Origin of the sequence: uncultured Imperialibacter sp., assembly GCF_963974565.1 — a bacterium.
Classification (GTDB): Bacteria; Bacteroidota; Bacteroidia; order Cytophagales; family Cyclobacteriaceae; genus Imperialibacter; species Imperialibacter roseus.
Window position 1 is genome coordinate 60,220 of the sequence record NZ_CAXBCJ010000003.1, and the last position, 15,776, is coordinate 75,995.

Genomic DNA, 15,776 nt, shown 5'->3' on the forward strand with positions numbered 1-15,776 from the left:
CATGAACATTTCGAGAAAAGAAGCATTAAAAAAAATGGCCGTCTCCTCCCTGGGAGTGGCGATGGCGCCATCTATCATAAGCCAGGCGGCTCCAGCAACCGGCAAAGCAGCACGGAAGGGCAATATCAACCACTCTGTGTGCCAGTGGTGCTATGGGAAGAAAACAATAGAGGAGCTTTGTGAAGCGGCTGTTGATATAGGGATTAAATCGGTGGAACTGCTGGGGGAAAAAGACTGGCCTACGCTCAAGAAGTATAACCTGCATTGCGCCATGGCCTATGGCTCGAACATTGGACTCAATAAGGGATTTAATGATCCCAGCCTGCACGCTGAGCTTTTGAAGCAGTTTACGGCGTCAATACCAAAAGCAGCCGATGCTGGATTTACCAATGTGATTACCTTCTCCGGCAACAGAAATGGCATGGACGACATGGTAGGCCTGGAAAACTGCGCCAAAGGCCTTGAGCCCGTGATGAAGGTGGCTGAAAAATACGGCGTGACCATTAGCATGGAGCTGCTCAACAGCAAGCGCAATCACCCCGACTACATGTGTGACAAGACCCCCTGGGGCGTGAAGCTGGTGGATAAGTTAGGTTCACCAAACTTCAAGCTGCTGTATGACATCTACCACATGCAGATCATGGAAGGTGACGTAATTGCCACAATCAAAGAGTTCCACCCATACATCTCGCATTACCACACAGGTGGCGTACCGGGCCGCAACGAGATTGATGAAACACAGGAGCTTTACTACCCCGCCATCATGAAGGCCATCATCGAAACAGGCTTCAAAGGCTATGTAGCGCAGGAGTTCATTCCCAAGCGTGACGATGTATTTGCATCGTTAAGGCAATCGGTAGATATCTGTGATGTTTAATCAGGCATAGACCAATTGGAAAAGACAATCCTTCTTGGGTCTGGAAACCATAAGTTCTCTCTGAAAGCTCAGAGAGGACTTTATTTTTTTGTTGGAGCAATTTTTTTACTTCAGGGATCATTCCATTTTTGGAAGCCGGATAGCCGCCCAGGTTGGTGTTGGATTTTGACCGTGCTACTGACGCTGGGTGGAATATTTTACTTTTTTATGGCCCTGACGATCACCTCCGAAAGGTCAAATTATTCCCCGAAGGTGAGAGTAACAGATGAGCAGATAGAAATCCGCTCTGGTTTTTTTCAGAAGAATACGATTTTACTTTGGACTGATATTAGGGCAATTACGTTGCTGTCATATTCCTTCGTTTTTGAATTGACTGAGGGTGTCCAGAAAGTAGAGTACCACACTTCTGCGTCAACCTCAAAGGAAATTAAAGCGGCGATATGGAAACTGGCTGAAGCCAAAGGTATTGTTGTAGCTGCCGGTTAAGCCCCATGGTTTACGATCCTCAAAAACACCATCGCCGATCGATCCGATTGAAGGGATATGATTATTCGCAACAAGGGGCATATTTTGTCACAATTTGCACCAAGGATAGGCAATGTTTTTTTGGGGAGGTGGTGGACGGTAGAATGGTATTGAATGATGCAGGAAATATGATCAATCGATGGGTGATGGAATTACCAAATAAATTTTCAGATATAGAATGCGATGTTTCGCAGGTAATGCCCAATCATTTCCACGCCATTATCATCAACAACGGAAATCCTGCAGGGGCCGACCCGTGTGTCGGTCCAAATAACACATCGGACGCATCCTTTTCAACCAACAATTCGGCCACGGAATTACTGGGCGAACACAAGGGTTCGCCCCTATATCGGGTTATACAATGGTTCAAAACCATGACAACCAACGAATATATACGTGGTGTAAAAAATGCCGGGTGGCCTGAATTTAACGGTAAATTATGGCAACGGAATTATTGGGAACATATCATACGGGATCAAAAATCTTACGACCGCATAGCCCAATATATTATCAGTAATCCGGCGAACTGGGACAAGGATCAGCTGAACGGTGTCGATAAAGGGCCTAATTGAGGGAGGCTAATCTATCATCTTCTCCACCCCCACATAGTACAAATCAAAACCACCTTTGCCTCCCGGTCTGTTCGACGAGAACAAGAGAAGATTATTGTCAAAGCCTATATCGAAGGCTAGAATCACGGGTCTGTATTCATCAAATTCCGTATTGATGCGCTCCCCGAAATTGATCGGCTCCGACCAGGCATTTCCTTCATAAAGACTGTAGTACAGGTCAAACCCACCATAGCCTCCTGGTCGGTCAGAGCTGAAAACCATTAGCTTGCCGTTGATAAAGCCACATTTATCGTTCCCTTCAGCACTACTGATGGAGAGTTTCTCAGGTGCGATAGCCTCAGCAGATGAAAGAGAAACAGTGGGGTCATCAATAGACAGGTCGATTTGATAGAAATCATAGACACCGTCCTTGTCTGTGCAATAAATCAGCTTCTCTACTGTCGTGGGATCGGTAGCATACCGGGATTCCCATTTAAAATCTTTACCAAAGAATGCTGGATAAAGCTCATTGGCTTCCGTGTTAACCATGGTGAGGCCAATGGGCGATGCTGCTGCTACCTGACTGCTTTCGGTGGGATCAACATAAGTAAATTTGATATCAAAATTGCCGGCACAATCATTAGCATACAAGAACAAATAGGTCAACTGGGTGTTGTTGTTCACCTGAGTTTCGTAAGTAATTGAGTATGGCCCCAGTTCATTGCAGAATGTGTTGACAGAGTCGAAGAGGGAACGCATTGGTAGCGAAGTGCCCCGGGCCTTGTTTACATCAATTGTTAAATGTTCCGCAGCATAGTCCCATTGCAAAATGAGGTTCTTACCAACAATGTCGTAATGATTTACATCTCCCCTGTTTGATGAGAAATGAAACATGTGCTCATCGTGAACTACAGGAAGATCCATGTTGTAGTCGTCTTCACTCGAGTTGACGGCTTCAAAGTTGACCACGTCGTCAGGAAAATGGCCTTCCGAATATTTGTTGCTTTTGTCGCAAGAGGAAGCGATTAGCAGGATGAAGAATAGTTTGATAAGAAATTTCATATTTTAAATATAGTTCAAACGTAGAACACTCATGGATATTGTGTCTTTGCCTTAGACTTGTCAAGTGCCTTGTTGAGAATAATCCCTTGACCAGAATCACCATTTCCCACTGACTTCTATCATCCAATGGCGGCGCCTAAAAAAGTAGTTTTATATGTCATCAGGTCATCAGCAAGAGCCGATTGCCTGGAGGACAGGAATAGGAATTAAACACGTACAGCCATGACTACCAATTATCAAAAGATTTACGAACAACTGGGTAATCTGTTTTTTGCCATTGCTATGGCCGACAACCACCTCAAGCACAAGGAGGTGGAAAAGCTGAAGGAACTTGTGAATAAAGAATGGGTGCCTTTGGAGCATTCAACAGATGAGTTCGGCACTGATGCCGCTTATTATATTTACATATCGTTTGATTACCTGACCGACAGTTTCACGACAGCGGAGGAGGCCTTCAATACATTTAAGGAGTATTATGAAATACACAAGGCAGTATTTAGCGAAAAATTGAAGGCCAAGATACTAACCACGGCGACTGATATTGCGGTCTCTTTCAGAGGAATAAGTAAGGCTGAGCATGAGTATTTGGACAGGTTGGAGCACCTGTTTGAAGTGAAGGCGCCTCAGCTGAAGTGAATAGTGGGATTTTGGGCGGTAAGTGAAGAGAAATGAGAAAAAGGGTCACATACCACAGTGCAGTGTTTATCGCCATTTTAGTGGCAGCTGTTATGATAGTGCTCAACAGTTGCAAGCCAACAGCAGGGCATGTGTTAGGTGGCCCGGACGACTCCCTGGAAATTGGAGTGGCTGCCACGACAGTTGATACCACCTTGCTCAAAGAATACGGCTTGACTTCGACATCGTCCGTTTTGGCATTCTACAAAGGCAACGGTGCTTCGCTGGCCTGGTTCAATGACGGCAAGCTGCTGCCGGCGGCCGATTCGATGCTGGAGGTGGTGAGGGAAGCGGAGAACTATGGGCTGTCACCGGAAACCTATAAGTTGGCTGAGTTGGAGGTTTTGCGCAACGAGTTACTGGTTTTTCAGTTTACAACACCCGACAGACTGGATATTCTCCTAACAGATGCGTTTGTCACCATGGCAAGGAACCTTGGGCACGGCATTTCCGGGCAAGTTGCCAGCACACCCGGAGTGAATGCTGGTGACTACGCTGAACTATTGCGCAAAACGTTGGAAGAAGGTGAAATAAGGCATTCGCTCGAATCGCAAGAACCGTGTGGTGAGCAATACCTTGCCTTAAGGAACGAGCTGAGAACGCTTTTGATCCGGCGGTCGACGGCGCCGGATGATTTGCCTGATATTAACAGCAAAATTTCAAAGCTAAAGATCAACATTGAAAGGTGGCGCTGGGAGGCTGGCCCGCTGCCAGAAAGGTATGTGTTCATAAACATTCCGGCCTATCAGCTGTCCGTGATAGAAGGCGGCGAGACTGTACTCCAGTCAAAGGTGATAGTGGGTGCTAAAAGTACGCCCACGCCAGTATTGGAAAGCAGCATCTGGTGTTTTACCATTTACCCTTACTGGACGGTACCAAGGAGCATTGCCGTGAAAGAGATTCTGCCTAAGATGAAGACAGACAGCGGCTACCTCAGCCGACATCTCTACGAAGTGCTGGACTACAAAAACAACCTGGTAGATGCGAAGGCCATTGACTGGTTTCAGTACAATGAAGATAATTTTCCCTACTACATCAGACAGAAAGAGGGAAGGGAAAATGCCCTTGGAATTGTGAAATTCAGGTTTGAGAACCCCTATGGGGTTTATCTGCACGACACGAACGCCAGGCAGCTTTTTTCAAGAAAGGACAGGGCGCTGAGTCATGGATGCATTCGCATGGAAAAGGCTGAGGAGTTTGCCTACTATCTGGTGAAAAACGACTCGGTCTACAGCAATCCGATGCTATTGGCACAGTATTTCAAGCTGGTGAAGCGAACAGAGATCAGCGTGATTCAGCCTATCCCCATCTACGTGAGGTACTTTACCGCCTGGGACGAAAACGGGCAGATAGTTTATTACCCTGATGTCTACAATAAGGACGGTCGGCTGGGTTTCAGGGAGGTGCTGTAAGTGCAAAGCAGGCTTACCTCTCTTTCGGAGGAAACTTCTTTAGCACGATACCGATCCCTTTTCGAAGGTTCCTCTCGGTCATCTCAGGATTTAGTTCCAAATAACGGCTGGCGCTGGAACGCCAAATCATCTGGCCCGTTTCCCTGTCGGCAATGTCCATAATGAGGGTGCCTTCGAGGAAGTAGTACACGTCGGACTGGTCAATGGGGTCAAGCTGCAGAAACCTGTCTTCTTCAAATCTGTATACGTTGGTTTGCCTGTTCTCCACCGTTACGTGAAAATCGAGCAGGAGGTCGGGACTTTGATCGTCGTAAGTAAAACCCTTTTCGGCCATTTCTTTGATGATGGCATTTTTGAGGTTGTTAACAACAGCGCTGTCTTTCATGTAACTGGGGCCTGTAAAGGTGAACTCGCACCCTTGCAGCCAGCAAAAAGTCTTGTACCGGCTAAAATCGGCCTGCCTGTCGAATGACGTGCTGACCTTGGTGGCGCATCCGCCCAGTGCAAGGCTCAAAAACACGATCCATGCGATTAACTTGTTCATTGGTTTTGCTTTAGAACCCAACTTAACGAAGTGCTGGTGGCCATTGAATGACAATTGTCAACTCAATGCATGCCTTTTGTTTGCAATAGGGAGCTGGCAAAAAAGCAGAAAGCCCGGTGAACAGCCGGGCTTTCCATATCCAAAATCATAAATTTCAAATCAGCAATCCAAAATTCTTAAGTCGCCCAGGTTTTTCCCACTTCTGAAAATGGAATGCATCCTTCGTACCTGCCAGGAATGGCTTCATAACGCAATACTTGCGTAGCGCCGATTTCCGAAGTAAAGAAACCAAGCAGGGTCAACTCCTTCATCGAGAGAAACCATGGTCTTTCACCCCCACCTGCACTGCTCAGTGCGGCAGAGTTCTCCGCTTTGATCACTTCCAATTGCTTGGCAGCGTCCAATTGATTGAAAGGGTCACCCTCTTTGTCTTCCACCTTCTTGCTGAAAGCAGCCAGCCCATCCATGAATTTCTTCACGTCGGCAGGCTTGTATACCTCATGCACCATTTTTTCAATGAAGGCAGGCACTCCGGCATCTTTGGCGCCGGGTGTGCCAGTGGCTGGGATGATGGTTTCGGCAATGGCCTCCAGCTCTACGGCCTGCTCTTTGGTCACATACTTCGGCGTCCAGTAAAGGCTGGGCTCTGCTGTGCATCCATTCAAAATACCCATTATCGCAGGAGCTGAAACAGATGCTCCCATGAAAAGGGCCGTCTTTTTTATTAGTTCTCTTCTGTTCATGGTTGTTCTGTTTACAGGTTTTGCTTTTTCATTTCCTTCACAGCATAATCGGCCGCTCTGGCAGTAAGTGCCATGTAAGTAAGCGACGGATTTACGCAGGAAGCCGAAGTCATGGCCGAGCCGTCCGTAACGAACACATTTTTGCAGGCATGCACCTGGTTCCATTTGTTCAGCACTGAGGTTTTCGGATCACGGCCCATTCTGGCAGTCCCCATTTCGTGAATTCCCAGTCCGGGCCCACCTGCGTCGTCGTAGGGTGTGACGTTTTTCATGCCTGCTGCTTCAAGCATGGCCACGGCCTGCTCTTTCATGTCCACCCGCATTTTTAGCTCGTTTTCTTTGATCTCGCAATCAAAAGTTACGGTTGGCATGCCCCACTTGTCTTTCAGGTCGTTGTTCATCACCATCTTGTTTTCATGGTAAGGCAACATTTCACCAAAACCGGTAAGACCTATTCCCCACTTGCCGGGGGTCATCATCATTTCTTTAAGCTGTGGCCCAACTTCCATCTCGGCAACACCTCTGCCCCAGCCATCACGGCTGCCACCACCCTGGTAACCATAGCCTCTGATGTAGTCTTGCTTGTCGCTTCCGATGTTTCTGAAACGTGGAATATAGATGCCGTTAGGCCTTCTGCCTACATAGTACTCATCTTCGAAGCCATCAAAATCGGCCCTGGCACCTACACGGAAATGGTGATCCATTAGATTGTGCCCAAGCTCACCACTGTCGTTGCCAAGTCCATTAGGGAATCGATCCGAAATGGAGTTGAGCATGATAGACGTGGTATTGATGGTGGAGGCATTGAGGAAAATGATATTGGCATAATACTCAACCGTCTCAAGTGTTTCTGCGTCGATCACTCTCACACCAGTAGCCTTGCCTTTTGCTTCATCGTAAATCACAGAGTGAACGATGGAGTTGGGACGCAGTTCCATGTTGCCAGTAGCCTCTGCCGCTGGCAGCGTAGAAGCATTACTGCTAAAGTAGCCACCAAAAGGACACCCCCTGATACACAGGTTGCGGTACATGCACTTGTGGCGGCCGTTGTGATCCTGTGTAATATTCGCCGAGCGGCCCATGGTCATGATCCTGTCTTTAAAGTTGGATTCGATGCCCTGCTTTACATGCTTTTCGATACAGTTCATCTCCATCGGAGGGAGGTACTTTCCATCGGGAAGCCCAATCCAGCCATCGGCTATACCGTTTACCCCAATGTACTGCTCGGCGTAGTCGTACCACGGTGCTATGTCGGCGTACCTGATAGGCCAGTCGACTGCGATACCATCTTTGGCGTTGGCCTCAAAGTCGAATTCTCCCAGGCGGTAGCTTTGGCGGCCCCACATGATGGAACGCCCTCCAACATGGTAGCCTCTGATCCAGTCAAATCTTTTTACTTCTGAATAAGGCTGGTCTGTATCCTTGATCCACCAGTGCTTGGTAGAGTTTTTTACGGTGTAGCCTGTTCTGTTCTGTTTTTCGTAGTCTTTTTGCTCTTCGGCGGTAATCCTATCGCCATTTTCAAGCTCCCAGGGATTCAGGTTCATCGTTGGGTAGTCAGCAACGTGGCGCACCATTCTGCCTCTTTCCAACACCAATGTCTTGAGTCCCTTCTCTGTGAGCTCTTTGGCTGCCCACCCACCACTGATGCCGGTTCCCACCACAATCGCATCGTAGGAGTTTTGCTGCTTTGCTTTCAGGTTCAAATTCATGAGATAAGGATGTGTAGTTTAAATATTATGTATCCGTTGTAATCAATTCAAAATATAGAAAATCTTTTCGGCTTACCCTTTTAAAACATACTAAAATCAGGGCCAGGGCCGGAATTAAGGTACCGAAATGGTGCTTCCAAAGAACAGCGCATTCAAAAACAGCTTGTTGGTTCCATACCAGTAGCCTCTGAAGTTGCAGTTGTCGGTGAACAAAATAGTTCTGCCCCGGCCACTGCCATCAAGTAGAATCGAAGGAGAATTCTTCACCTTCTCAACATTAGAAGGGGTGACAAAACCAGCCAACCATGGTTGAGCGGTGTACTGCGCCGCCGTTCTGAACGGGCTCTCACTTGACTTCAGAAAGATTGAGCTGTTCCGGTATACCGGCAGTTTCTTTGAGGTATATCCAAAGGCAATTGGGTTGGTTAAATCGATGTCAGCTTCGAAAATCACCCCGCCGATGCTTTGAGCGCCATAGTAGTTGCGGGCATCTTCATAGTCCATTCTCCCCGGAGTCTTTTCGTCTTTGCTTTCTGCCAGTTTTTCTTTCACCAGGCCTTTGGATATCGCCCATTGGGTAGCCCCTTTTTGAGTGATAAGCGTTCCTCCACCACGAACCCAGGCTTTCAGGTCTTCAATGAAACTATCTGACACATCATTGTACCGTCCGTTCACCAGGATCACAGTATTGTAGTCCGAGAGCCTCACCTGTCCTATGTCGCCCTTGTCCACTTTTGTGATGGGCATACCGATTTTGCTGTCGAGCAAATGCCACACTTCGCCAGCTTCATAAAGGAATATTCCCTCACCGATAACCATCAGCGCTTTGGGAAGCGTAACGGTTTCGAAGCTTCTTGAACCAAGTCCGACACCTTTGTCGGTGTAGCCAGTGGCCGTTGCATCAAACGTCAAGCCTGAGAGCTCACTTGCTTCTTTTACCAGGGAAAAGAGCTTGTCTGCATCCACATTCTGATCGGCAACTGACACGAGTATCGAGCCATAGGAGTAATTCTTTTCAGCGCCTTTCACTATGGCTGAAAAAGGCTGGTAAGCAACTTTGGCAAAAACGCCGTTTTTCAGCAAATGATAAAGCGCCTTTGGTGCCGCATATTCTCTCCAGTCGAGAATGTAGGCATACGTTGCTTTTTCTACTGTTTGCTTTGCCGCTGGAACTGCTGTGAGTTCAGCACCAAGTGCAGGTGCTTTGGCTTTGATTTCAGCATGTGGTAGCCCATAGGCCAGTATCATCGTCCACGTGGAGGCGTCGTAAAATACGGAGTCATCGTATTGTTTTACCTTCTCAAAAACAGAGCGCACCATCCGGTACTGATTCTGGTTAGTAGGTACGAGGTAAGATTTTCCGCTTTCGAAACGCTGCCCCGACAAGGTTTGAGTTGTTGGATTCTCATACACCTTTACGTGGTGCTGAAGCAAAAGATCAACGAAGGCATTGGTTCTTCCGCTGTCAAAGTTATCGCCAAACACATAGGCTTTGATAGGATCCGCAGCGCCCTGCTTTACGCTTTCTTCGAAGAACTCCTTCATGTGGCGTTGAAAGGTTTCTTTTTCCTTTACCACACCTTTCACTGTCGCCAGGCTGGTAGCCACATGGTTGCGAATGGTGAACGCAAAGGTGATGTCCTTAGTGGTGGTGTGCTGCAAATGCCCACGGCTACTGGCTTGCTCGAAAGTTACACCGAGGCCGCCATGTATGTCGGCATAGGTGGCGCCGTAACCTGGGTAGGAGTTGTCGTACTGCTCTCTTAAAAAATACAGGGAGCCGAGATCGTCCATGGACTCGTGAAAATATTTGGCCATGACAGGATTCAATACATCATAGTTCTTGCGGCCTACCACGGGATTTTCTGATCCATAAGGCTTCGTTGGCTCGAAGAAATAGGTGCTGTTGGTACCCATTTCGTGAAAGTCGGTCACCATGTTCGGGTACCACTTTTGGTGCCACTTAATTCTGTTTTGGCTTTCGATGTGAGCGAGCGGTAGCCAGTCACGGTTGAGGTCGTACCAGTAGTGGTTGGTTCGCCCGCCGGGCCACACCTCGTTGTGCTCCCTGTCGATCGGGTCGGCCACCGGTGGAAAGCCTTTGTGCATATTGGCCCAGTTGGCATGGCGGTCACGGCCGTCAGGGTTGAGAGATGGCTCGATAAAGATCACCCCGTTTTGACGGTATTGCTCAGCCTCGGGCTCGTTGGAAGCCACCAGATAATAGGCTGTGAGCAGGGCAGCTTCCGCTGAGCTTGGCTCATTGCCGTGCACGTTGTAGCCCAGGTGAATGATAGCAGGTATTTTGCTGATGTCAGGAATCGGCTGGGCCGGGTCTGTCAGCTTGAGGTGCTCCGTTCGTATGGCTTCGAGACGGCTAAGATTTGCCGGACTGGAAATGGTGAGCACCACCTGCGCCCGGTGTTCATAAGTATAGCCGATATTTTGAACCGTGGCTCTGTCGGAAACGGCTGCTAGCTTTTCCATATAAGCCACAATATTGTCGTGGCGGGTATGCCATTCCCCGATAGGGTAGCCAAGAAATTCTTCCGGGCTGGGGATGCTGGGGTCAAAGTTTCCGTGTTCCGGAAAGAAATACTCGTTTTGGGCCTGAGCTAACCCTGTGAATACAAAAGCAAATAGTAGTAGAAATAAACGCTTCATAACCGTCTTTGTCATGGTGAATATCAAAGTTACCATGACTGGCAACGGCCTCAACGTATTTGGGATGAGTGGTTATTTTATGGCACCTATTCTTTCAAGCTCGGCGATGCCTTCGGCGGTTGAGATGCCACGAAGAAAGATTTTTTTGATTTCGACAAATGCCGACCGGGTAGACATAACCGACGCATAGGGTAATTGGAGGATAAGGTTTCGGATATTGTTTTCCCAGAAACGGGAAAGGAATAGGGGGCTTAAATCGGCGATAATGTGACCATCTTTTTTCCCGCCTTCGATCATTTGGACGAAAATTTGGTCTATGAACTCCTGCTTGTAGGTCTCCCAAATGCTGTATACCTCCCGGTGGTGCTTCTCGATCTGCAGGATTACCCCGCCAGGGATTCGTTCCAAAACCATCCTGAAATGGTTAATAAAGAGAAGTAGTTTGTGAATAGAAGACTCGTCGCCTTCGATTATCGTCGATAACATCTGCCTTTGCTTTTCTAGCATGGTGGAAAATAACTCACTTAGCAAATGCTCTTTGGCCGGAAAATGCTTGTAGATCGTCTTCTTGGACATGCCGAGATCCCTGGCCCATTCGTCGACAGTGTCCAGCCGGGTAGGCTCTGTCAGGAATTTGTCCAGCAGGTAGCTGATGATTCTTTCTTTGGTGTCGTTTGCTTCCATGTATTCAAGAAATAAGGGCGGAGCGGAGCCATGAACTCCTTAACTCCGCCCATCCACCAACCAAACTTATGCGTGCATTAATTCTTCGATATGTTTCTCTTCCACGCCTTCGCTTTCGTCAAGTTCTTTGGCATAGTCGTGTCCTTTTTTGTCAAGCTCAAACCTGGCAAGAACGCTATCAACAATTTGATAGGCCACGGGTATCACCACCAGGGTCAGGAACATAGAGCTGATTAAGCCACCAATGATGGCCCACGCCAAGCCGTTTTTCCACGCAGCACCAGGTCCCGTGGCGATGGCGATTGGAAGCATGCCAATCACCATGGCGATGGTGGTCATAAGAATGGGCCTGAGACGCTCCTGGGTAGCTTCAACCAGAGCATCCTTCGTTTTCATACCTTTCTCCTTCAGGTGGTTGGTGAAGTCAACCACCAGAATGGCGTTTTTCGCTACCAGGCCTATCAACATAATGATACCCAGGATGGTAAATATACTGAGCGTGTTCTGGGTCATGGCAAGTGCCAGCAGGGAGCCAACCATGGCTAGTGGAATGGAGAACAACACCACGAAAGGATAAACATAGTTATCGTACAAGGCTACAAGGATTAGATACACCAGCAGGATGGAGGAAGCAAAAGCGATCAAAAGGCTTGAGAAGGCTTCGGATTGGTTTTGCGCATCACCGCCGAACTCGTAGCTTACCTCAGTCGGAGGATCGAGTTTCGCCAGTCTCTCCCTGATCTCAGCAGTTACAGTACCTGAGGGGCGACCTATTACCTGCGACTGCACAGACACGGAAGTAATTCTGTCCTTTCTTTCCAACCTTGACGGGCCTGTACTTTCCTTGACGGCGGCAAATTGATCCAGCCGGATAAGCTGTCCTTTATTGTTGACCAGACTGAGTGCTTTTATATCGTCTATGCTCTTCCTGTCAAAGTCGTCGAACTTGATATTGATATCGTAGTCGTACTCACCCTGGCGGAATTTGGCGTCGTTGTTTCCGTTGAAGGCTGTTTGCATAGTAGCACCAACCATCTCAAGAGATAAGCCAAGTGACGCCATCTTGTCACGGTCAACAGCTACAAATATTTCAGGGTTACCTGCCTCCACCGACAGTTTCATTTCCGTGGTGCCCGATACTTTCTTCACCTCTTCCAATACTTTGTTGGCATACACCATTACACTGTCAAGGGTAGGCCCCTTCACAATGATATCGATCGGCGCCTGGTTGGCCGTACCCATGATGGAAATCGGTGTGGTCTTGATTTTGGCTTCTGGCACTTTGGCTTCCAGCTCATTCTTAAGTAAGCTAGCCAGGATATTGCTGGAGTGCTCTCTCTGATCTTCTGGCACTACCTTAACGGTAATTTCGGCAGCATAAGCTGTTCCCTGTGCGGATCCACCCACACCACCGGTAGACTGCTGGCCAACAGTAGTGAACAGCGATGTAATCTCAGGTTTTTCTGCCAGAAGATCTTCAATTTTTCTGGTGGCAAGGTTTGTTTGTTCCAACGTGGCATCTTTTGGCATTTCCACCTGAACGATAAACTCTCCACGGTCGCCTTGAGTGACAAACTCAGCGCCAATGAAACCCATTGGAACCAGTGCTACGGCTGCCACAAAGAGAACGAAAGTGACAGCGATGGTCACAAACTTATGACCAAGGGCCCACACAAGAATTCCCTTGAGCCAGGATGCAAATCCGTCAATTCCTTTTTCGAAGCCAAGGATAAATCGTCCAAAGAGGTTTTTATTAGAAAGGTGCTCGAGTTTTGAAAACCTGGAGGAAAGAAGAGGGATGACAGTAAATGAAACCAGTAAGCTGAGCAGTGTAGAGATCACAACTACTATCGAAAATTGCTTCATCAGGTTAGAGATAAGCCCCGAAGTAAGTGCGATAGGGAAGAACACCACCACAATCACCATGGTAATCGACACTACGGTAAACCCGATTTCTTTTACACCGTCAAAGGCAGCTCTGGCCCTGCTTTTGCCCATTTCCATGTGGCGATAAATATTCTCAATCACCACGATGGCGTCATCCACCAGAATACCCACCACCAGCGAAAGCGCCAGTAGCGTCATCAGGTTTAGTGAGTAATCCAGCAGGTTGATAGCAATGAATGTCGAAATGAGCGACAGTGGCACTGCAATCATAACAATGATGGCATTTCGCAGCGAGTGCAGGAACAATAGCATCACAATTGCTACGAGAATGATAGCGATAAATAAGTCGTGTATTACCGAATCGGCGGCTTCCAGGGTGTATCCCGAAGAGTCGGAAGCAATGCTGAATCTCAAATTGTCGCCAGCATATATTTTTTGAAGCTTGGTGATTTCTGCATTCACCAGGCGGCTTACCTCCACAGCGTTGGCATCCGATTGCTTAAGAATGGAAATACCCAGTGAGTTAACCCTGTCCACACGGGTAATCATGGTAGCCTCCTTCTTGGTATCCTGTACTTCCGCAATGTCTTTCAGCCTCACAGGAGCACCGTCCACAACAGTCACCACCAGATTGCGCATTTGATCGAGTGACTCATATTTACCAGCCAGACGGACAAGCACCTGGTCTTCACTGGTTTTTATTTTGCCCGTAGGGAAATCAAGGTTGGCATTTTGAATGAGCTGCGACACCTGAAGGATGGACATGTTGTAAGCATTCAATCGCTCACGATTGATGTTCACCCTGATTTCTCGCTCTTCACCGCCTATGATATTGATTTGAGCTACACCTGGAATACGTGCCAGGGCTGGCTGTATCCTGTTTTCCACCACGTCGTAAAACTTGGTTGCCTCCATATCAGCAGTGGCTCCCATTCTCATAATGGGGAGGTCATCGAAGCTGAACTTGTTGAGGGCAGGCGCTCTTACGTCCTCGGGCAGGTTGCCCATAATGGTGTTGATTTTTCGCTGAGCCTCTTGCAGGGCCAGGTCAACATCTGCGTCAGCTTTTAGCTGAATCACAATGATGGACACGCCTTCAATGGAGGTGGTACGTAGCTGATCGATGTTTTCCAGGGAAGACAAGGTGTTTTCCAGCTCTTTTGACACTGAGTTTTCTACTTCATAAGGAGAAGCGCCCGGATAAACTGTGCTTACAGTTAATATAGGAGGGCTGAATTTTGGGATCAGCTCATAGTTGAGTGAGAAGTAGCTGATGGCACCCAGAAAGATCAGGATGGTAAACAGCACCACTACTAGCGATGGTCTTTTGATAGATATTTTGGTAATTTCCATGATTGCTGGTGCTTAGTTTTGTAGTACTTCAATGACATCACCATTGCTCAGGTTGATTTGGCCGCTGGTGATCACCGACTCACCTTCTTTCAGGCCTGCCACAATAGCCACTCTTTCGCCCACTGAGCCACCAGTAGTGACAGACCTAAGCACCGCCTTGTTGCCCTCATTCACATATACCTGAGCGTGTTCAAGGCTGCCAATGATGGCATTTCTGGTTACAGTAAGCTGGGGAGTCGCATCTCCCGTGCCGAATAGCGCCTGTGCATACATGCCAGCTTTCAGTTGGTCTGATGAGTTGTTGACTTCTATCTCCACAGGGTAGTTCAGGCTTGCGTCAGCTTTCACTCCGATAAAAGTTACTTTACCGTCGAACGTTTTGTTGGGAAGAATATCCGAAAAAACAGTCACAGCCATGCCTTTTTGAATTTCGAAAACCTGTGCTTCTGTCACTTTCACAACCAGCTTCAGCTTGCTCACGTCAACAATGTCAAACATTTTGGCACCGGCGTTCAGATAGGAGCCCACTTCGATGTACCGGGCATTCACAGTGCCTGCGAACGGAGCTTTGATGCTCGAGTCTTGCAGCTTCCTCTTTGCATTTTTGAGCCTTATGTCAGCGTTGGTGTAGCCAAGCTTGGCATCTTCCAGTTGCTGAGAGGTGATGGCACCGCCCTCGGCTAGCTTTTCGTACTTTTCAAGGTCGGCTTTCATCTTTTTGAACGCTGCCTCTGACGCAACTACTTCGTTTTGAAGCAACTCATGATCAAGCGTTGCCATCGTTTGAGACCTTGAAATTTTGTCCCCTTTTTCGACATTGACTGAAACTACCCTACCCGAAATTTCAGAAACAAAGGTGAGCTCTCTTGTCGGTTCAAAGTTTCCAAATGCAGCAAAGCCGTCTTTCAGCGACTCCAGCTTAGCTTTTTCCACCCTCACTGCCACGTAGCCGTTCGATTGCTGAGCCAGGCTGGTTAGTGCAGCTGCCTCTTCTTTGTTGCCTTTCAGCACCCACACAATACCGCCAATGATGGCAAGCACTACTACTATATTTATAATGATCTTTTTCATCTTCTTTGTCGATGTG

At 47.9% G+C, this 15,776-nt stretch carries 13 protein-coding genes; 5 read left to right on the forward strand and 8 right to left on the reverse strand.

Annotation, left to right across the window (positions count from 1 at the left end):
* The first annotated feature begins 1 nt into the window (after nucleotide 1).
* The 3 genes from AAC052_RS05290 (at nucleotide 2) to AAC052_RS05300 (ending at nucleotide 1,974) form a co-directional block, all read left to right on the forward strand.
* Complete coding sequence (locus AAC052_RS05290) at nucleotides 2-877, forward strand: TIM barrel protein (RefSeq protein ID WP_339811508.1); 876 nt, start codon at nucleotides 2-4, stop codon at nucleotides 875-877.
* 207 nt (nucleotides 878-1,084) lie between these two features.
* On the forward strand, nucleotides 1,085-1,363 hold the full coding sequence (locus AAC052_RS05295) for a hypothetical protein (RefSeq protein ID WP_339811510.1): 279 nt from the start codon (nucleotides 1,085-1,087) through the stop codon (nucleotides 1,361-1,363).
* Between the two features lie 5 nt (nucleotides 1,364-1,368).
* Complete coding sequence (locus tag AAC052_RS05300) at nucleotides 1,369-1,974, forward strand: transposase (RefSeq protein WP_339811512.1); 606 nt, start codon at nucleotides 1,369-1,371, stop codon at nucleotides 1,972-1,974.
* Between the two features lie 6 nt (nucleotides 1,975-1,980).
* Here the strand turns inward: AAC052_RS05300 and AAC052_RS05305 are convergent, their stop codons facing one another.
* On the reverse strand, nucleotides 1,981-3,015 hold the full coding sequence (locus AAC052_RS05305) for a hypothetical protein (RefSeq protein ID WP_339811515.1): 1,035 nt from the start codon (nucleotides 3,013-3,015) through the stop codon (nucleotides 1,981-1,983).
* Between the two features lie 222 nt (nucleotides 3,016-3,237).
* Here AAC052_RS05305 and AAC052_RS05310 point away from each other — a divergent pair, with 222 nt between their 5' ends.
* Both AAC052_RS05310 and AAC052_RS05315 read left to right on the forward strand, forming a co-directional pair.
* Nucleotides 3,238-3,651: a hypothetical protein gene (locus AAC052_RS05310; RefSeq protein WP_339811518.1), complete on the forward strand. Its 414-nt coding sequence runs from the start codon at nucleotides 3,238-3,240 to the stop codon at nucleotides 3,649-3,651.
* A 32-nt stretch (nucleotides 3,652-3,683) separates the two neighbouring features.
* Nucleotides 3,684-5,102, forward strand: a complete 1,419-nt coding sequence (locus AAC052_RS05315) for a L,D-transpeptidase family protein (RefSeq protein WP_339811520.1) — start codon at nucleotides 3,684-3,686, stop codon at nucleotides 5,100-5,102.
* Between the two features lie 13 nt (nucleotides 5,103-5,115).
* Here the strand turns inward: AAC052_RS05315 and AAC052_RS05320 are convergent, their stop codons facing one another.
* The 7 genes from AAC052_RS05320 to AAC052_RS05350 form a co-directional block, all read right to left on the reverse strand.
* Complete coding sequence (locus AAC052_RS05320) at nucleotides 5,116-5,646, reverse strand: DUF4136 domain-containing protein (RefSeq protein ID WP_339811522.1); 531 nt, start codon at nucleotides 5,644-5,646, stop codon at nucleotides 5,116-5,118.
* Between the two features lie 176 nt (nucleotides 5,647-5,822).
* Nucleotides 5,823-6,389: a gluconate 2-dehydrogenase subunit 3 family protein gene (locus tag AAC052_RS05325; protein WP_339811525.1), complete on the reverse strand. Its 567-nt coding sequence runs from the start codon at nucleotides 6,387-6,389 to the stop codon at nucleotides 5,823-5,825.
* A gap of 11 nt (nucleotides 6,390-6,400) precedes the next feature.
* Nucleotides 6,401-8,101, reverse strand: coding sequence for a GMC family oxidoreductase (locus AAC052_RS05330; protein WP_339811527.1), 1,701 nt, complete (start codon nucleotides 8,099-8,101; stop codon nucleotides 6,401-6,403).
* Nucleotides 8,102-8,215: 114 nt separating this feature from the next.
* Entirely contained in the window at nucleotides 8,216-10,765 is a 2,550-nt protein-coding gene (locus tag AAC052_RS05335; protein ID WP_339811530.1) for a M14 family zinc carboxypeptidase, read from the reverse strand.
* Nucleotides 10,766-10,837: 72 nt separating this feature from the next.
* Complete coding sequence (locus tag AAC052_RS05340; RefSeq protein ID WP_339811531.1) at nucleotides 10,838-11,449, reverse strand: TetR/AcrR family transcriptional regulator; 612 nt, start codon at nucleotides 11,447-11,449, stop codon at nucleotides 10,838-10,840.
* Nucleotides 11,450-11,515: 66 nt separating this feature from the next.
* On the reverse strand, nucleotides 11,516-14,689 hold the full coding sequence (locus AAC052_RS05345) for an efflux RND transporter permease subunit (protein ID WP_339811533.1): 3,174 nt from the start codon (nucleotides 14,687-14,689) through the stop codon (nucleotides 11,516-11,518).
* 12 nt (nucleotides 14,690-14,701) lie between these two features.
* Nucleotides 14,702-15,760 carry an efflux RND transporter periplasmic adaptor subunit gene (locus AAC052_RS05350; RefSeq protein WP_339811534.1) on the reverse strand — a complete coding sequence of 353 codons (1,059 nt, stop codon included), beginning with the start codon at nucleotides 15,758-15,760 and terminating at the stop codon, nucleotides 14,702-14,704.
* Nucleotides 15,761-15,776: the final 16 nt, after the last annotated feature.